Below are 18,526 nucleotides of genomic sequence, written 5' to 3' on the forward strand. Positions count from 1 at the left end.
ATAACTTTACTATCTTCGACAAGGTAAAATAAAACAGATCGTCTTGGTTGTTTATCAGTTAATAGTAGGAACCGCTGAACTAGTGTCTTAATTCAGTGTTGAAGAAAGCCACTCACGAGGAGAAATTCCCAGTTTCTTACGAAAGACTCTGGCAAGAGCTGAACCATGTTCGTAGCCTACCGCTGTAGCTATAAGGCTGACAGGTTTTTTGTCTTTTAGCATCTCTTTTGCCATATCTAGTCGAATATCGGTAACATACTCATTGGGGGTTGTTCCAACAACAGATTTAAATGTTGAGGCAAACTTAGAACGCGACATTGCGGCAATATCCGCCATAGATTCTACCGTCCACGGCTCGGAAGGGGACTTGTGAACTTCATTTAACACCTTAGTTATCAATGGGTGCGTCAATGCTGCTAGCACGCCACCTTTTGCTAAGTTATTCTCAATGACATATCGAAGTATTTGTAATAGTAACAATTCACTGAGCTTGTCTACCATAACTTGCCTAGCCAATGACTTAGCAAATGCTTCGTCAAAAAGCCAATCAGCGGCACGCCCAATGTTTTTCTCAGCAGAAAGAGGGAAGGTAATGATGTCGGGTAAAGCCTGGAATAGAAGCGCATTATTAGACGATTCTAGAGCCAACGAGGCGCACACAAGCTGGGCGCCAACTGATTGGTCGGATACAATTCTGTGCTCTAGTGGACCAGGCATAAAAATTACAGCAGGTTCAGTAAGTGTTATTTTGCGGTTATCACGAGCCAAAATGGTTAGTTGACCTCCTTTCAAGAGGTGTAAATGACCGTGTTCACTATCACTTAATGATTGAATACCACAGAGCTTACCACTAAAGAAAACATCGGCTTTAATCGATATTTTTCTCAATATGTAACCTATTTCTTCCATATTTTCGCTCCCGTTGTGAATTGTTTTCTATCTATTGCATACCGGTTTCCGGCTGTCTCAAAGGGAAACGAATATGACGCAAATCTGTCCGGTTTCTCAGTAGTACGACACGCCTTAATTGCCTTTGGACTTGGCGAAAAGTCGCTATTTCTACTACAAGTACATTCAAATATTTTGTGTACCTAAGTTACCGAATGTATATGACGCCATGTTACTTTTTATTTATAGTACTTTTAGTACAGATCGTCCCAGATAATTAACTCATGGTACTATTTTCAGTTTGAAGCCACTGGGTAGGTGAAACACCGAGTTTCTTTTTAAATACCCTCGCAAGGGCAGAACCATGCTCGTATCCCACTTCATAAGCAACGAAGTTTATTGATTTGTCTTTCTTCAATAGCTTTTGTGCGAGTGATACTCGTAGTGAAATGATGTAGTCATTGGGAGTTTGACCAACCGCAGCTTTAAACGTTTCTGCGAATTTAGAGCGAGACATCGCGCCGAGTTCTGCCAGTGACTCAAGAGTCCAGCTATGCGCAGGATTAGAATGAATGGCATATATTATTTTCGATAGTTGAGGGTGATTAATTGCTTGCAATGTACCCTCATGGAGCTGCCCATGTTCTGAGGCATATCTGAGTACTTGCAGCATAAACATTTCGCCTAGCCGATTAATCATTGTCGACTTACCAAATCGCTGTTGTCTCAATTCTTCTAATAGCCATTTTGCCGTCCAAGAAACCGAACTGTCATGGCCTAGTTCTATATAAAACTCTTCTGGAAGCGCATTGAGCACAAGAGATGGTGCTGAAGCCGAAAACTGTATACTGGCACTAACAATATGGTTGGCTGTATTTCCGATGGGCTCTAGTTGATGCACCATCGATTTCGGGAAGAATATCAGTGATGGTTTATCCATCAATAATTCTCTACTGCCTTTTCGATGTACCTTCACCTGACCTTTTTCTATTAGATGCAAATAGCCCGAACCACTGAAGTGTTTAACACCGGACAGCGAACCTATGTGTGTAATGGTACTGGTAAAAGAGTGTTGGTTTAATAGTTCACTTAGATCTTTCATATGACGCCTCACTTATGTGATAAGTATGAGTAGAGATGCCATTTCAGTGACTTGCTTCAGCCACTACCACGTTAGCATTTCAATGATTTTTTTGTATACAGTTTTGTCTAATAGTTCTGGGTTTTGTCATCGTTTCACGGTTTGGATTAACTATGAAGTGTTTGATGGAAAACCCCGAAATATGATTTACAAGCCCAGTTCAGATAACCCAGGGTGACTCTTTGGGCGTGCACCTAAAGGCCAGTGAAACAGTCGTTGCTCTTCAGTAATAGGCAAGTCATTTAATGAAGCGAAGCGGTTTGTCATAAGCCCTTGTTCGTTAAATTCCCAATTCTCGTTGCCATACGAACGGAACCAATTTCCCGAGTCATCTTTCCATTCGTAGGCGTAACGTACAGCGATGCGGTTGCCTTCAAATGCCCATAACTCTTTGATAAGACGGTATTCAATTTCCTTTGCCCACTTACGCTTGAGAAAGTCTCTCGCATCATCGCGTCCTGTGAGAAATTCGGCCCGATTTCTCCATTCGGTGTCCACGCTATAGGCAAGGGCTACTTTATCGGCGTCTCGGCTATTCCAGCCATCTTCCGCCATGCGAACTTTTTGTACTGCTGTCTCATAGCTAAAAGGGGGAAGTGGTGGTCGTTGTTCAGTTAGGTTATTCATTGATGTCTATCTTCTGTTAAGTAAGTTTGTATTATTATCTTAGTTAAAAGTAGACAGATTTGTATACTTTGATTTTCGGTTAGCAGTTACTCAAAAAATGAATAAATAAAAAAAGAAGCGGTTTGGACAAATAGACAAGGAATCTAGACTTTGTGTATCAATGCGTGTTGTAACACTTGGTAAGCTTTGCGTGTTCTGTTCCCAATGCTAATTATTGCATTGTTGTAGTTTGCGCGGTTCTCGTGTGTTGCGCTATCTCGGTAGTAGAGAGATCTACTACCGAGCTTTTTATTTGCATCCATTTAAATACTTGTGGCTTTCCGTCTTTCTTGAGCCAGTGCGCTAGTAGCAATCCACCTAAATAAGTACATAATAATAAGTTTTGTAATTGCGCTTGTTATAGCTAAAACCATTAGTGGCCAGCCTTCTTTAAGTCCCATACTCAGAGCAAAGGCAATAGTAGATATGTCCATCATCAATATGAATTGACTCATTCTTAAATCGACTGCGCCAGTGCTACCCGAGCGCACGATGAGCAAGATTTGATGATAGTAGCCTTGTGCAATTAAGGCGGATACAACAAGAATTATGGTAGTTGAAATAGCTCTACCTTGGTCGACAATGGTTTCTCCTGCAAATAATCCACATATAGCAAAAACAAAAGCCACACATGAAAAAAGGAGAGAGGATAAAGCGCTTGCGGACTGCCTATCCTTATATATTTCAACAAGAATGATCAATACCAGTAATGAAGCGATTAGCCTAGGCCAAACGATGAAGTGATTAAATGGCTCAATTGAATAGCCATAAATAAAGAAGGATAAATAGGCAAAGTAACTAACAGAGAATTGATTAAGTGATAAGAGCGCTGTTGCTTGTTGGGCATTATTCTTCTTTTTTCGTGCCCATATTTTTCTTAGCTGAGAAAAAACACCATACAAGCTAACAGTAATAAATGTTGTGTTAATAGCTCCAAAAACTAGATAAGTATCCAATTTATTAATCTCCAAATATATTTATTGTCGACAATTATTGATCTAAAAATGAGTTTATCACTATTTTAATGGTTTGTGTTCGAGATATTGTCGACATCTTTGGTGGGTTTGGAGTTTTAGCTAGTGAGAAGAGGGGAAGGCCAAATACAATATAAGTCGGTAAGTTCTGTGTAATTGGTGTTGAATGTATAGACATATAAATGTCAGAAAGAGGTGCTTGTACCTATGAAAAGTGGCGCTGCATCATAAGTACCTATTGTGATCTTAACTATCACCCTTGGTTTTGTGAAACAAAGGCTCAGGCGTAAAAACTGTTATTATTAACGTTGAGCCTCTTTTATAGCTACGTTATTGAGCTTATCCATAATTGCTTGCGGGTAATTGTCTATGTCATTTGTTGCATTAAATACAAATAGGTCAATCTCTGGGTAGTATTTAAAATCAGCAAACGAGTATCCATTCGAACCATTGTGAGAAATTAACTTTCCTCCCGCAGGGTGCTCTGAAATTCCCCATCCGTATCCATAAAACGATGTTTCACCAGAGGAAATGTGCGGTGCAAACAGTTTGTCCCATGAATCGGCATGTATTATCTTTCTAGATCTAACCGTAAGAAACCATTTGTGCATATCTTGAATGGTAGACATTAGCCCTCCAGCACCTTCTATCCAGCGATCTCCAGGATTGGTGTAAAGGTGCTCGAGAGAGTGCCCAACGCTTCTACTTTTGGCCTCAATGGAAAAGAAACGTTGGAACGCTGTTTGATCTGCACCGTAGTTAATAGCCAACCTTTTATTAATAAATTGAGGAAGGCGATATCCGGTTTCGGTCATGCCTGCTACTGAAAATAGGTTTTTACTTAAGTAGGCCTCCCAATCGAGCTGGGTGACTTTCTCTACTATTCTTGCAAGTAAGCTATAACCTACGTTTGAGTATTGATATTTTTCTCCCGGACTAGCAACAAGCTTTTCTGAAAAAGCCTTTGTATGATACTCCTCATGAGGGACAATATCGTACAACTGGTGGTTGGAAAGGTTTGCTGGTAATCCAGAAGTATGTGACAGCAGCTGGTGAATGGTTATTTCCTTTTTATCTTCAGGCACCGTTGGGTAGTAAGTTTGCAGTGTATCTTGTAATGCAAGCTTGTCTTCTTCAATAAGCTTTAAAACCGACGTGGCAAGAAACTGCTTTGTAATGGAGCCAATATCAAAAATAGTATCTGCAGCGAATGGAATATTTTCTTCTCGGTTAGCGATGCCAAAAGAAGATGAGTAAATTACCTGTTCGCCATGTGCTACGATGACGGTTCCTGAAAAGTTTGCCTTTTTAAGCTCTTCGCCTATTACTGAAAGTGAAGTGATTGAGGTCGACGAAATAGCGGGGAGTGAAATTACAAATAACAGTAAAACCTTAACTAAAAGTACTGTTGTAAACACTCTTTTCATTCCATCACTCCACTTTTATTAGCCTAAATTCAATAAACGTTGATAAATATTGCTTAAAGTATAACGGTTTTTGTGGTTTGTTTATTGAACAGATGCGATTAAATATTTACCCATTCGTCTTGTTTTTAATGAGGTAAGTGGTTTTATTTAGTTTGATTATAATGGTGCTTCAACTTCTTTAGAAAAGCTCAATATCACTGTCAAAAGTTTGTTTTGTCGTTCTCTTCATCGTTTCTATTCTGTTTCGACCATTTCGCTTAGCCGAGTACAAGGCTTCATCAGCTACCTCTATCATGGTGGGAATTGGGGTGTTGGGATTGAGCTCTGTCATACCGATACTTACTGTAATATTTCCCGAGGGAAAACTAAATTCTTGTACTCTCAACCTGAAACTATCTAGCAATGCTATTGCTGCTAGCTCATTTGTTTGGTTGACAATGGCTACAAACTCTTCGCCTCCAAAGCGAAACAGAAAGTCAGTGTGTCGGAACGACTTTCTCATCAAATTAGAAAAGTGGATAAGCACTTCATCGCCTTGCATATGGCCAAACTTGTCATTAATCTGCTTAAAATGGTCAATGTCTAATATGGCGAGGAATGAACTCAGTTCAGATTGTGGATTATTCCGATAGAAATCGATTACTTGTTCAAGCGTGGTAACAAAGGTCTGTCTGTTGTGTAGCTTAGTAAGCAAATCTCGTTCTTTAACGTCGAACAAGTTGATTTGATGTTCATAAATACTGGCAAGTCCTTTGATGATTTCATACTCAAAGTCCGACACTTCTCCTTTGATAAGTACCAATTTTTCAGGTGGTTCGTCTTTGTTTACATAAATACAAATAAAAGGAACGCCGTCGATTATATGCCGTTCAACGCCTGCTGAACCCTCGCGATAGAGATAACGAACTGCTGACTGATATTCATCTTTGAAGTTTTCATCTAGCGATAATGGGAATTTGCGAATGAGTGGCTCAGCCTGTGTTGAGTCAGTACTGCGTTTACCCAAAATTTCATAAGACGACACATCATCAATACTGTCTATTTCCATTAAAATATTAATCAGCGCCAAGTTTAAATCGTGAAACGTTTTAGACTCGATAAGGCGTGATGATAAAGCAAACGCAGTTTGTAGTTGCTCAAAGCTCATGGGTATATCAGTATCTCAATGTCGGTGATTTAATTGGCGGTTTATAAATAAAGGATCGGTTTGCTTTCGCCTGTTGTCAAATTCTACACAAAATTTTACGTAAAGACCGAAATAATAAGTCATTAATTAGAGCGTGTTAACCTTTGCGGTACACTTTGCTGCAAAAACGCACCGTAAAGGTCAACTGGCTCTAATATATTCTAGAAATAACAGGCAAAAGGGCAGTTAGAAGACAGGTAAAGTGGCGTAAAGATTTCACTCTCTCCTATGAATTTGCGAGTTTCGGCGATGAAATATACTAATGCCAAAACTAACAAAGGCTCAACACTGCTTGTAGCTTAGTTAATTGGTATATTATTTGATACCTTGCTTTCTATTTTTATACGCTATCTGTTCGCTACATGGCATGACTATACAGAAAAGTTGATGTTACTCTTAAAGATTAGAATATTGTTGTTTCTGTTAAGTAAGGGAATACTCAATGCGATCAGTAGTTTATGCTACCCTTCTGGCGATAAGCTTTTATACTTCAAATGCCGTTGCTTCAAACCTTTTTGTTCCAACCAGTAAAGAGTCAAGTCTTAAAATACTGGATAATGCCCAGCATATACCGAATAAAAATAAGGTACTTTATTCAGCATTAAGTGTTGATAAACCTCTATTAAAGTCATTAAAAATACATGATACGTTAAACTTTAATTTGCCAGATGGAACGACACAAGGGATCGTGTCGCGAATTTATCAAGGTTCAAGTGGCGCAAAACATGTTGTCGTTCGCAGCGTTGTGAAGGGGGTATCTGTTTCATCAGTGCTCACCTTTAGTGAGAGTGATATCTATTTGGATATTACGACACAGCAAGGCTTACTCTCTGGTATCGGAGTTGGTGAACAGGTGCTTCTACATAACCCTCGTGAAGTTGCCAAAGCAAACAAAGTTCTCGAAGACGATGCGATTGTTTTGCCTCCAAAGCAAACAATTTCAATGCCAGAAACGACTGCGTTTTTATCACAGCGAGAAGTTGCACAAAATACAACAGATGAAGACATGATAGACAATGGAGAAATGGCTACTCTTGATGTCTTTTTTGTGTACTCAACCAACGTGCATGATGTCATCAAGGATATTGATACTCGAATAGACCACCTAATTGCATACGCAAATCAAGTCTTTGAAGATTCAGGTATTTTTGTGGAAGTGAGATTTAAGGGGAAGCTAGAGGTAGATTACCCTTATACCATTGGTCAGGTTGCACTTAGTGATATTCGTAACGGGAATAGTCCGTTTGAAGAGGTTGACAAATACCGCTTTCAAAGTGGGGCTGATGCGGTAGCATTACTGATCCCGCAAACTGAGGAAGATGGCTCAGCCGGAATAGCTTATTTAAATGGCCACCTGTCATCGAGTTCGGCAGATGCAATGTTTAGCCAAACTGATGTTGACGCAGGTGCATCGACATTCGTACACGAAATTGGTCACAATTTAGGGCTTGGGCATTCGCGACCGCAAGGTAACAGAGGTGCAGATTTTCCCTATGGCGTTGGGTTTCGAATTCCAGCGCCCAATAATAGGGGGTTCAATACGATAATGTCTTACAGTACACAGGGGGCTTCCGACGAATTCCCTTTGTTTTCGAATCCTGAAAAACTCTGTGGAGCGTTTCCCTGCGGTGTTAGTAAGCATGATAGTGAATATGGCGCTGATGCGGTGTCAGCGGTTAATGCTGTTCGTCACATCGTCTCCGCGTACGGTAAAGAAGATGGGGATGTTGTTTCCATTGATGATGCAATTCTCAATGTTGCTGATACTAACTTAGCGCAATGTATTCAAAATAATATATACAATGATCGAAAGTTCGCTCATCAGTTAAAGCAACTTTATTGTTACGACACCATTAACGACCTGTCAGGCTTGGAAGTTTTCAATGAACTAGAGACTTTATATTTAAATGATGTACCTGTAGATGACATTGCCGCTTTAGCGTCACTGACTGAACTAGAAAGTTTGTCGATATTTGGATTAGAAGTCACTGAGTTCTCGGTGTTGGGAAGTTTACAATCACTCCAAACTCTAAAATTACAAGCCAATAATTTTAACAATGAAAGTGCAACTAAATTACTTCAACTCACGAGGCTTCGTCAGTTAGATATTGCAAGTCAAAATCTAACTGAGTTACCGAATCTAAGGGACTTGCCTTTACTCGAAGAGCTTTCAGTAACCGCACCAATTGTATCTCTTGAACCTTTGTTACAAAACCAACAACTCACCTCACTTTACGTGTATTCTGACCATACGCGTTTTCCTTCGCAGGTTAATTGGCCAGTACTTGAAACATTGTCTCTTTATGGTGGTAACGTTACTTCACTTGACACCATTACTGGTTTAACAAGCCTTCGCGAACTGACGTTATCGTTTACAGGCTTGAATAATATTAATGGTGTTAGTCAACTCCCAAATCTTTATGAGTTAAATATTGCAAGCAACAATATCACTGATGTTAGCGAGCTAGAAAATCTGACTCAACTCACGTCACTAGATGTATCCAACAACCCTATAGATGATGTATCAGTACTTTCTAGCCTTACACAGCTGGAGGCTTTTAAAGCAGGTGCTTGGGGACAGACCCAAGATTGGACTTTTGTTAGTGATTTAAATGAGCTTAAACAATTGGGTTTAACGGGTATAGATAAGCCATCTTTTGATGCGCTTACTTCTCTTCGTGATTCTATTGAATACCTTGACTTAAACGAAGTAAATACGTCAGATATTTCAGGTTTATTTGACTTCTTCCGATTGGATTCTTTGTACTTACATGCAGCCTCATACACACGCTTCTATTGCTGGCAACAGCAATATCTTGAGCGCATGCCATTTCAATATGGAAATGTAATCAGTGATTGCGACCCTTCTGATGATGCTAACGACTTCGATGGTGACGGAATCAATAATATTGATGAAATCAACGCTCAGCGTAATCCAATCGAAAATGATAACAACGTTTCATCTATCGAGTTTTTATCTACATCGTTAACATTTAACGAAGCGTTAGACACTGTAACTCACCAAGGCGTAATTAGGCGCAAAGGCAACTCTACAATAAGTTCGTCTGTGTCACTGACTGCTTCGAATATCACAACCGATGATAGCGACTATTACTTACCCGGGACGAATATCTATTTCGAAAATGGGGAGAACACTCAGCCTTTTCAAATATATATCGAAAATGATTTTGTCATAGAAGGTAAGGAGACGTTCAACGTCACGCTATCGGAGCCAGTTGATGCGACTCTTGGAGAAAAAGACACACTTGTCATTGAGATAAATGATGATATTGATGGTAGTGATTATATCCCCGATACCAAAGAAGAAACTCTTGCACCAATAGGCTGGGAATCAACTTATATCTCCGTTGACGAAGCTGAAGAAGAAGTCACTATAATACTCAATCGCCCTTCCGGAGTGACAGGAGGCTTTAGCGTAGATATAGTTGCTATCGCTCTTACTGAGAATACGGAAAATACATTTCATATAGATAATACATCATTAGTGTTCACTGAAAGTGAAATGTTTAAAGCAATTACTGTGCGTTTCGATGATGACGATGTTTTTGCAGCGAATCGTTATATCGGACTTCGCCTTTCAAACCCTGTAGATATCCGCATTAGTGATTCACTTGGCGCGCTCACCATTGAGATATTTGACGACGAGTCGGACAAGAGAAAAATTCAGTTTGCGCAAACGTCTTATAATATTAGTGAAGATGACAATTATGTGGACATTGCACTCCACCGCGATGGAAATGATACCGTTTCAAGAGAAGTGACTTTGTATCAAGCTAGTGGCAGTGCCACATTTGGCAAAGATCTTACTTTCTCTTCAAACACTGTTGTTTTTTCTCCCAATGACACTGAAAAGGTTGTAAGGCTTAGAATAGTTGATGATAACTTCTACGAAGGATATGAATCCCTACAGCTAGGCATTGAAGGGATGCCTAGCGATATTCGTGGCCACAACTGGAGCACGTTTATCAATATCGCTGACAATGATAGTAGGGGGGATGAGTCTGGCAGAATTTCATTTGCACAAAGTGAAAGCGTAGTCAGCGAAGACGAAGGGACATATATTATCAAAGTTATCCGAAGCGGTGACTTGAGCTTGCCACTATTATTCAGATACACCACTGTGTCTGGCACCGCGACCGCAGATGATTTCCTCGACTTCTCAAGCACCGAAGTGTTTGAGCCAGGAGAGAATGAAATGGAAATCAACCTTCATATTACTGATGACAGTATTGTCGAAGGTGATGAGTTCTTCTCGGTAACACTTGACGCCAATGACGGTCATTTAGGAGAGCTCACTAGTCACCGCATTACAATAACGGAAAATACAACTGAAGCAACAGGGCTTATTTCTGTTGAACAAACCGATATAGTGGTTTTTGAAGGCGGTGTAGCAGAGTTAGTGTTAAATAGAGCTGGTGGAAGTGAAGGTGAGCGCGTTATTAATTTGCGTTTTACCGATGAAACGACATCGAGAAAAGACTATCTGGAAATACGAGAAAGCATCGTTTTTGGTCCTGGTGAAACGCGCAAAGTTGTTCTTATCTCAATAGTAGATGACGCTGTTGATGAGTTTATTGAAACCTTCAATGTGTACTTAGAAGGTGAAAACTATAACTACGACATACTAGAAACGCCTTATCACGCGAATATACATATTATCGATAATGATAAAGCAAAAATAACGCCCTTTGATTACGATGGAGATGGTATCTCTGATATCGTCATCCGTCGCCCAGACCTTGGGCAATTCCTAGTAGCGCGCTCTACAGACAACAAAATAATGCGGACGTATTTTGGTTCTATGTCTAGTGATATTCCACTGGCGGGTGATTTTGATGGTGATGGCATTACTGATGTAACTATTCGACGAGGTTCATCAAAGCAATTTATTCACAAAACATCCTCAACAGGTAAGATTGCTCGTTTATTCTTTGGTTCACAGGACGAAGATATTCCAGTGATCGCGGACTATGATGGTGACGGCATTGATGATATTGCAATTCGTCGCCCTTCTACAGGTCAGTGGTTTATTAAGTACAGCAGCACAGGGGAAATAATTCGAGAAATCTTTGGTCAAGACGAATCTGATATTCCTGTGGTAGCCGATTATGACGGAGACGGAAAAGTGGATTTGGCTGTGCGTCGCAAAAGTGCAGGACAGTTTATCATTAAGCGCTCTTCTACTGGCGAAATTGACAGAATTGGTTTCGGATCGCAATACTCTGATATTGCGGTACCAGCGGATTACGATGGTGATGGGAAAGCCGATATTGCTATACGTCGACCAGAAAATGGATTTTGGTATATAAAACGTTCTAGTGACAATGTAATAGAGCGTACATTTTTCGGTTCTCAGTGGGATGATATTCCGGTTGTAGCCGACTACGATGGTGATGGTATTAGCGATATTGCAATTAGACGTCCATCTACAGGAAATTGGATTGTAAAACTATCCTCGGATGGAAGTTACAAGCGTTATTACTTTGGAGGTCAGGCCACAGATGTCCCTCTTGCAGCTCCTATGCAAACGGTATTAAGCATGGTTGATGCTGTTTCACAAACGAGCACTAGTATTCTTCTTAACGGACAGAGCGAATTCGAAATACTTCCAGAAGCAACACTGGTGCAAGAAGTCATTAAAACCAATCAAGAGTGGGAAACGAAAGTCGTTGAGGGAGCTGAATTGTAAGGTGTAAAAAGCATTTGCCGTTTAAGTGCTACATCACAGTTAAGTCGTATTTAGCTTGAAGCTTTGCTACTTCACCACTTTGAAGTAGCAAAGCAAATTCTTCATCAAAACGTTCCTTTACAGCCTTCATGTTTTCGCCTTTAGCAAAAGCAATGTATCCATGATTTACCGCGATTACTGGGCTTAATGGTACAAGTTTATTGAGAGAAGAGTTGTGTTTTGCCAAAGCATTAACTTGTCGTTGATGTGTTGCACACAAGTCGATGCGTTCCAATATTAACATTTGTAGGCAACTGTATGCGTTGTTTAATCTTGTGACGGATAACTTTGATTCCACAGCGTTAAATTCATCGCCATAAGACCAGCCTCTAATTAAACCAATATGTAAACTGGCAATTGATGCATAACTGCCATCCCATACTTGGTTTTCATTTTCCTTAGTGAAAAAAGTTAGCGCATCAATGTAAAACGGCAACTTAGCGTAATCTAAATATTCCTCACGTTCATTTGAGCGGTATGGACCGATAATGGCATCAGCTTCCCCATGTTCCATCATGGAAAGGGCACGTTTTAATGGGTAGGATTCAATTTTGTAGTCTAGGTCTAAACGCGTTGCAATTAGCTTAACAATGTCTACGCCTAATCCAGTATGCTCTTGCTCTGATGTTTCCTCGGAAATCAGTGGGAATTCGCTGGTAACAAATAAAACTGTTTTCGCTGGTACTATGAAGGAGATGAATAGCAGTAAAAAGCAAATTGCTTTCATTTGAAACCGAGCTGCGTGGTTAGGATTAATTATATTTATACCTACATTAGATGATATGACGCAAGAAAATAATACAAATTAATAGGCTCTAGATGTACTCTATTTGGTTTCAATGGAAGCGGTTGTGACTCTGTCTCGACCACTTTCTTTTGCTTGATAAAGCGCTTTATCTGCTTTGTTTACCAGTTCTATAAAATCTCGGCATGATGGGCCACACTCTGCAACCCCCATACTGACAGTAACAGTGGTAGTTCCTGAAGTTTTTACAGTTTCTCGAATATTGTTAGTTATTCGAAGTGCGAGTGTTTCTCCTTCTTTTGCAGACGTATTGGGTAAAACGAATAAAAACTCTTCACCACCAATTCGGCCAACGGAATCACTTTCACGAAGTAATTGATGACATAGTTTTGCGACCGAAATTAAAACCATATCACCTTCATGGTGTCCGAATTCATCGTTGATTTTTTTAAAGTTGTCTATGTCGAGCATGAGTACAGTTAATGATTGTTGATACCTACTTGTTATCGCAAAACAGTCTTTACCAATTTCCATAATGCGTCGCCGGTTAAAAAGGCCTGTTAAGGGGTCGCAAGCTGCCAGTTGTTTGTTTTTGCAATATAAGCGGTAAACCAGAATAATCATGACAACTAATATTACTAATAAGATGCTTAAGCCAACTAAAAGCCACATTTGAAGCCGTTGCTTTTGCTGTGTGTTATCCAGCGCGTGGTTTAAAACTTCATTCTCTTTGTCTAAATGTTGGTTTTTGAGTTGTTCTAGCTCTAGGTTAAATTCACTATTTAAGCGTGCTGCCTCTGCGGTAACATCTAACCGCGCCTTTTTTAGTAAAGTCCGCTCGCCGCTATACATATGCTCGAATGCTTCTTTATACATACCGGCGTCATTAAGAATGAGTGCTAAATTGACATGCGCGTCCCATATACCCGCTAAATCATCGGTGTCTTGTATTAGTTCAATAGCCTTGCGTCCATAGACAAGTGCTTCTTGTGTATTGCCATTGTCGTGTAGCAAAGATGAGTAATGCACATAGGCGTTGGCGATATCAGCTTTATTATTAAGTTGCTCTCTCATAGCAACTGAACGGGTGATCCAAGTTAACGCTTGGGCTGGTTCGCCAGCCTTACTGAAATAATAGGACTTAAGCAGATAGGCATAGGCAAGGGATGAAATGTCTTCCAACCGTACAAAGTGTTCAATGGCCGAATCAAGTAATTCAAAGGCAACGCTGCGCTCTCCAACGATGTTTATCATTTGACTTCGTGCCATAGTTGCTCTTGCTTTAAGCAAAGGGTTAGCTGCATCGTATTGCTCTTCTGCTCGCGTGTAATGAACTAACGCAGCTTCATAGTCTTTGAGTTCATAGTTTACGTCTCCCAACATATAGTCTGCATGCGCAACAAGTGTGTTCCACCCCTTGTTTGATGCGTTTACGCGCACTTCGCTTAATTGTTGCAGCGCTAATGTATACTGCTGCAAATATGCACTGTTGAGGGCTTGGTAAATTAAAACAATGGCTTGCCATTGATCATTAGCAACAGGATATGAAGTACTGTTGTTTAGGGCGTCATTGTAATATCTGTCTGCTTCAGCATATTTACCTTCGTTGAACTTTAAAACGCCATATAGAAATGCGTTGGTGCTGCTATTGAGCAATTCTGAATCGGTATTGTAGTTGGTTTGGGATTCAAGTAGTGCTTGTAACTTTTCTTTACGCTCGAATAAAAAATACAGCTCTGCACGTTGTTGTCGTTGAAAGAGGGAGTCGCCAGTTGAAATAAGTGTTGCTTCCGACACACTAAATGGCTGACTTTGAAATGTTGGCGAGAGCAGCGCTATATCTTCAGCTGACGCTACAACACTGAAGGAAATCAGCAGGGTACAAAAGCCCCACAATACAACCCCACGAGCACGACTATGGCTCAGCATATGCATAGTTGCTTATTCCATTATTTGTAGTAGCGTAATATTTGTTGTACACCAATTTGTTTAAATTTAAAACAATTTGTCAACGCCATTTTTGCAAAGCGTGTTGATGCCACTTTTATTTAGGTCTTTTTCACATATTGAATGGTGTTTGGGAAAAGCGTGACGAGTGTCTGACTAAAAGCCAATTTAATGCTCATCAAATAGCGATTTATTTCGAATGTACTTTCGCATGTAGTGATAAGTAATTGGCCTTAATAGCCAACTGTGAAGAGACCTGAAAAAGCGTTCGTGTGTAGGTGTGTTCTCATAAATTTGATCATCGTGCAGCCATAGCATTTTTCCTACGTGCCAAAAATAGTAAGGAAACGGAGGCATAAAGGTGACAATGTCTAAATCGCAACAGATTCGATACGTCTTGCGATGCAACAGGTAGTGTTTATACCAAGACCGACTACCCACAGCAGGCTGACCAAAAGTCACAACCCGCTTTACTGCTTTCGTGCTTTTTCTCTCAAAATAATCTGCCATAAGAACAGCAACAGCGCCGCCAGAAGAATGCCCTATAAAGGTAAAACGCTTGCCTTGTTGGCGAAGTGGTTCTAACACTTTCACCAACAATTCTCTTAATGGCAGTGCTTGTTCAATTGACTTCGTACTGGAATACATAGGTTGCTTGAGTAACCGGCTGAAACCCCAATGAATATAAAAGGATTTATCGATTTGTTGAATCTTGGTTGGAAGGAAGATCAAATTGGCGAGCCAGTCTCTTAGTCCAAGTGAGCCTCTGAAAACCACAATAACCTCCTTCTTGTTATTTGTAGTGAGTATTCTGACGCTCATTCGACCGTGTTTGTCGACTAATTGGCGCTGGTTGAATGGCTCTAAAACCTTATGGTAGTGCTCGTCTGCGTCGGGATAAGCGAGTTGGCAAAGTATAGCGTATCGCTCGTACTGGTAGCGTTTTAGTTTTTTCATGGAAAACTATATCGACATACTTTGTTTTACTCTAAACAGGATAGGAAGCTGTTAAATTAGGCAAGAATTTATAGTGCCCTTAAACAAGAAAGGCTAAAGTACTTTTATTGCATATGTATTACGGTGTTGAAGACACTAAAACGCTCGCGTCTCACCACTTTCCGTCAAAGAAAAGCGCGTGCCATCAGCACCTTTAACAAAAACACTACACTTGAGAAAATCATCAGGAATAGTGAATGCTTCTGAGGTCAAAGTGTTGAGCTGATGACGACCATTTTCACATCGCAACTCTGCAAAATCAATATTGCCCTCGTGAAGCGTTAAATTCACGGTTGATCGAGGGAGTCTGTGAGACCATGCGCGGCCATTTGCCACGGTGACATCAATTTTATTGGTTTCGCTGGTTTTCATTTGCGCCTTTATATCTTCAGCCAAACTTTGGTATTGAGTATCGCTCAGTGAACCTTTGCTTTGTATTTTTAACTCGTTTAGAACATACAGTGCGTCGGAGAATTCTCGTTTAAATGCATGCCATTGCAAACGGTTCTGAAGCGTTTTTAATTTCATCTCGATGGGCAGATAATTGTTAAGGTAATGCGCAGTTCTAACCGCACTGCCGTAAGATGGCCAGTCTTGAAGTTTGAAGAAGTAAAGCGATTGTAGCCAAGTGGCTAGCGCTTGCTCAGTTAGGTTTTTGGCGTGATCCTCTACAAGCGTTTTTAAACTTTCCTTCGCTTTTTCCATGTTACCTTCAATAATAAAACTGTCAGCATCATTATAGTGACGCTTAAACCCTCTCGAAATACCGTCGTTGGGGTTACCCTTGAAGCTTTTGTCAGTGGTAAAAAGGTAACCTGTGCCGACTCTACTGGTTGGTCATCAATCTTAGCTGGAGAATACCGATACCCGTCTAAGTAAAAAAGGGCTTCTCCGCCAAACTTATCTGGGTTTGAACTATCAATAATCTCGGCATCTTTCACTCTGCCATTCTTGTCGACGTAGTAGCTGATGAATGTCCAACCTTCTAGTCTAGACAAATCCGTAGTTTGTTTGGGCTGCTTAGAATTTTGATTTTGAATGCGCTGAGCTGGGGTAAATGATGTGGCAAATGTTTGCTGCGCGAGAAAAAAAGCGCCTAACGCGATAAAGAGATACCTTTTCATGGGTTATAACTTTCCTTGTTTATGAAAATAGTGAATATCCGCTATATACTCTCAGTTCAGTAGGTTAAAAACAATGCTAAATTACTCTTAAAACAATGTATTGCAAAGGCGCAATTGTATATAGAAATACTCCACGTTATATGAAGTAGTATTCTGAAAATCTAGCGTTAGACTGTCGATAAAACAGTGTTTATCACTTAATATTATCGGTATTAAAAATTGGATAGGAAATAAAACGTGCCGCACATTCGCGCAAGAGGTCTTGAGATTGAAGCTGTTCAAAAAGTAGCTGGGAATATTGTTGAGCAGCTTGCAAAGGTAACTGAAACCCCAAACGATCATTTTACCTTTGAATACATAGCTAGTCAGTTCTTAACGAGTGGTGGAGCTTCACCTGCTTATCCATATATTGAAGTGCTTTGGTTTGGTCGCGGGCAGGATATGAAGTCGACAGTTGCTGTTATTATCGATAAGGCGCTAAGGACTGTTGTTGATAAAAATACTGATATAACAGTGGTCTTCTCAGACCTTAACGGTGCTGATTACTACGAGAATGGGGCGCACTTTTAAGCTTAGTAAGTAGTCGATAGCGCAGGGCACGACAATTTAAACAAAACCTTAATTCAGGGTGCCCTTGTCATAGTCTAAATTAAGAACGGCATCGGCTGGCAACGGTTTAGAATAGAAGTACCCTTGTAGGTATTCGCAACCCATTTCTTTAAGGAACGTTACTTGCTCTTTAGTTTCAATACCTTCTGCAACACAGTCTATTTGTAAGCTGTCTGCCATTCTCAAAATAGCAAGTATGATCCCTTCATTAACTTTGTTAGTTCCTATATCCCGAACAAAGCTCTTATCAATTTTGAGAATATCAATCGGGAAGTCTTTAAGGTATTTCAAGGAAGAATAACCCGTACCAAAGTCGTCTAAGGCGATAATAAACCCCATCTGCTTCATCTTTGAGATAGCATTCATCGCCGTTTCGTAATCTAGCATAAGGGCACTTTCTGTAATTTCGAATCGAACAGTGCTTGTTGGAATGTTATGACGGCCAAGCAAGTTGACAATTTCATCAATTTTATCTGTTCTGGAAATATGCGTAGCACTGAGGTTGATAGACAAATACAAAGCGCTATTTAACCACTGAGCTGACTTTACAATAGGAATTGCTTGCTCGATAAGCCTAATCGTCATGTCCTCTATTAAACCAATATCCTCGGCGACAGGCACAAATACATCAGGTGGTATCATGCCGTTCTCTGAAGGCCATCGCATTAGTACTTCAAAACCAGTGATAGAGCCATCTAGGCAGTTCACGATGGGTTGGTAGAAATTGATGAATTCACGATTTGCGTGGGCTTGCTTGACTGCATTTTCTAATTTCAGTTTCTCTTGAGCACGCGCGTTCATGTGCTCGGTAAAGTACTGAAAATTGTTGCTACCAAGCTCTTTGGCATAATACATGGCAATGTCGGCATGCTTTAATAGTTCAGATGGAGTTGTTGCGTCCTCTGGATAAATAGCAATGCCAATACTGGCGGAAACACTCACTACTTGATTGAACAATGGAATACTCTTTGCGAGCTCTTTTATCATTTCGCTTGCTAAGTGGCTTACATCTCTCTCTGTATCGACTTTTTCCACCATAACAACAAATTCATCACCGCCTAAGCGGGCAACGGT

At 40.3% G+C, this 18,526-nt stretch carries 14 protein-coding genes; 2 read left to right on the plus strand and 12 right to left on the minus strand.

Annotation, left to right across the window (positions count from 1 at the left end):
* Positions 1-87 precede the first annotated feature (87 nt).
* The 6 genes from EYR97_RS14455 to EYR97_RS14480 form a co-directional block, all read right to left on the minus strand.
* Complete coding sequence (locus EYR97_RS14455) at positions 88-909, minus strand: AraC family transcriptional regulator (protein ID WP_131094368.1); 822 nt, start codon at positions 907-909, stop codon at positions 88-90.
* A 256-nt stretch (positions 910-1,165) separates the two neighbouring features.
* Complete coding sequence (locus EYR97_RS14460) at positions 1,166-1,990, minus strand: AraC family transcriptional regulator (RefSeq protein WP_131094369.1); 825 nt, start codon at positions 1,988-1,990, stop codon at positions 1,166-1,168.
* A 186-nt stretch (positions 1,991-2,176) separates the two neighbouring features.
* Complete coding sequence (locus tag EYR97_RS14465) at positions 2,177-2,656, minus strand: nuclear transport factor 2 family protein (RefSeq protein ID WP_131094370.1); 480 nt, start codon at positions 2,654-2,656, stop codon at positions 2,177-2,179.
* Between the two features lie 302 nt (positions 2,657-2,958).
* Positions 2,959-3,651 carry a hypothetical protein gene (locus EYR97_RS14470; protein WP_131094371.1) on the minus strand — a complete coding sequence of 231 codons (693 nt, stop codon included), beginning with the start codon at positions 3,649-3,651 and terminating at the stop codon, positions 2,959-2,961.
* Between the two features lie 320 nt (positions 3,652-3,971).
* On the minus strand, positions 3,972-5,096 hold the full coding sequence (locus EYR97_RS14475) for a serine hydrolase (RefSeq protein ID WP_131094372.1): 1,125 nt from the start codon (positions 5,094-5,096) through the stop codon (positions 3,972-3,974).
* A 178-nt stretch (positions 5,097-5,274) separates the two neighbouring features.
* Entirely contained in the window at positions 5,275-6,243 is a 969-nt protein-coding gene (locus tag EYR97_RS14480; protein ID WP_131094373.1) for a GGDEF domain-containing protein, read from the minus strand.
* 481 nt (positions 6,244-6,724) lie between these two features.
* Here EYR97_RS14480 and EYR97_RS14485 point away from each other — a divergent pair, with 481 nt between their 5' ends.
* Positions 6,725-11,992 (plus strand): Calx-beta domain-containing protein, encoded by a 5,268-nt coding sequence (locus EYR97_RS14485; RefSeq protein ID WP_131094374.1) that lies wholly within the window; start codon positions 6,725-6,727, stop codon positions 11,990-11,992.
* A 28-nt stretch (positions 11,993-12,020) separates the two neighbouring features.
* Here EYR97_RS14485 and EYR97_RS14490 read toward each other — a convergent pair whose 3' ends face one another.
* The 5 genes from EYR97_RS14490 to EYR97_RS14510 all read right to left on the minus strand — a co-directional run bounded on the left by EYR97_RS14490 (position 12,021) and on the right by EYR97_RS14510 (position 16,843).
* Complete coding sequence (locus EYR97_RS14490; protein ID WP_131094375.1) at positions 12,021-12,758, minus strand: ABC transporter substrate-binding protein; 738 nt, start codon at positions 12,756-12,758, stop codon at positions 12,021-12,023.
* 99 nt (positions 12,759-12,857) lie between these two features.
* Positions 12,858-14,711 (minus strand): GGDEF domain-containing protein, encoded by a 1,854-nt coding sequence (locus EYR97_RS14495; protein WP_131094376.1) that lies wholly within the window; start codon positions 14,709-14,711, stop codon positions 12,858-12,860.
* Between the two features lie 180 nt (positions 14,712-14,891).
* Entirely contained in the window at positions 14,892-15,680 is a 789-nt protein-coding gene (locus EYR97_RS14500) for a lipase family protein (RefSeq protein ID WP_131094377.1), read from the minus strand.
* Positions 15,681-15,815: 135 nt separating this feature from the next.
* The gene (locus tag EYR97_RS14505) at positions 15,816-16,424 is read right to left on the minus strand and encodes a hypothetical protein (RefSeq protein WP_131094378.1); all 609 of its coding nucleotides are present in this window, start codon (positions 16,422-16,424) and stop codon (positions 15,816-15,818) included.
* The gene (locus EYR97_RS14510; RefSeq protein ID WP_131094379.1) at positions 16,400-16,843 is read right to left on the minus strand and encodes an energy transducer TonB; all 444 of its coding nucleotides are present in this window, start codon (positions 16,841-16,843) and stop codon (positions 16,400-16,402) included. Before EYR97_RS14510 ends, EYR97_RS14505 begins: the two co-directional genes overlap by 25 nt.
* A gap of 237 nt (positions 16,844-17,080) precedes the next feature.
* Here EYR97_RS14510 and EYR97_RS14515 point away from each other — a divergent pair, with 237 nt between their 5' ends.
* The gene (locus EYR97_RS14515) at positions 17,081-17,413 is read left to right on the plus strand and encodes a DUF1904 family protein (protein ID WP_131094380.1); all 333 of its coding nucleotides are present in this window, start codon (positions 17,081-17,083) and stop codon (positions 17,411-17,413) included.
* 48 nt (positions 17,414-17,461) lie between these two features.
* On the opposite strand, the gene EYR97_RS14520 is transcribed toward EYR97_RS14515, so the two are convergent.
* Positions 17,462-18,526: bifunctional diguanylate cyclase/phosphodiesterase (locus EYR97_RS14520; protein WP_131094381.1), on the minus strand; the 1,065-nt coding region annotated here is incomplete at its 5' end.

Source organism: Alteromonas sp. KUL42 (genome assembly GCF_006538325.1).
Lineage (GTDB): Bacteria > Pseudomonadota > Gammaproteobacteria > Enterobacterales > Alteromonadaceae > Alteromonas.

Excerpts from the sequence above, each read along its gene's own strand:
- EYR97_RS14480 (WP_131094373.1), bottom strand. The coding sequence starts at position 6,243 with ATGAGCTTTGAGCAACTACAAACTGCGTTTGCTTTATCATCACGCCTT.
- EYR97_RS14500 (WP_131094377.1), bottom strand. The coding sequence starts at position 15,680 with ATGAAAAAACTAAAACGCTACCAGTACGAGCGATACGCTATACTTTGC.
- EYR97_RS14485 (WP_131094374.1), top strand. The coding sequence starts at position 6,725 with ATGCGATCAGTAGTTTATGCTACCCTTCTGGCGATAAGCTTTTATACT.
- EYR97_RS14505 (WP_131094378.1), bottom strand. The coding sequence starts at position 16,424 with ATGGAAAAAGCGAAGGAAAGTTTAAAAACGCTTGTAGAGGATCACGCC.
- EYR97_RS14475 (WP_131094372.1), bottom strand. The coding sequence starts at position 5,096 with ATGAAAAGAGTGTTTACAACAGTACTTTTAGTTAAGGTTTTACTGTTA.
- EYR97_RS14495 (WP_131094376.1), bottom strand. The coding sequence starts at position 14,711 with ATGCATATGCTGAGCCATAGTCGTGCTCGTGGGGTTGTATTGTGGGGC.
- EYR97_RS14490 (WP_131094375.1), bottom strand. The coding sequence starts at position 12,758 with ATGAAAGCAATTTGCTTTTTACTGCTATTCATCTCCTTCATAGTACCA.
- EYR97_RS14460 (WP_131094369.1), bottom strand. The coding sequence starts at position 1,990 with ATGAAAGATCTAAGTGAACTATTAAACCAACACTCTTTTACCAGTACC.
- EYR97_RS14510 (WP_131094379.1), bottom strand. The coding sequence starts at position 16,843 with ATGAAAAGGTATCTCTTTATCGCGTTAGGCGCTTTTTTTCTCGCGCAG.
- EYR97_RS14455 (WP_131094368.1), bottom strand. The coding sequence starts at position 909 with ATGGAAGAAATAGGTTACATATTGAGAAAAATATCGATTAAAGCCGAT.
- EYR97_RS14465 (WP_131094370.1), bottom strand. The coding sequence starts at position 2,656 with ATGAATAACCTAACTGAACAACGACCACCACTTCCCCCTTTTAGCTAT.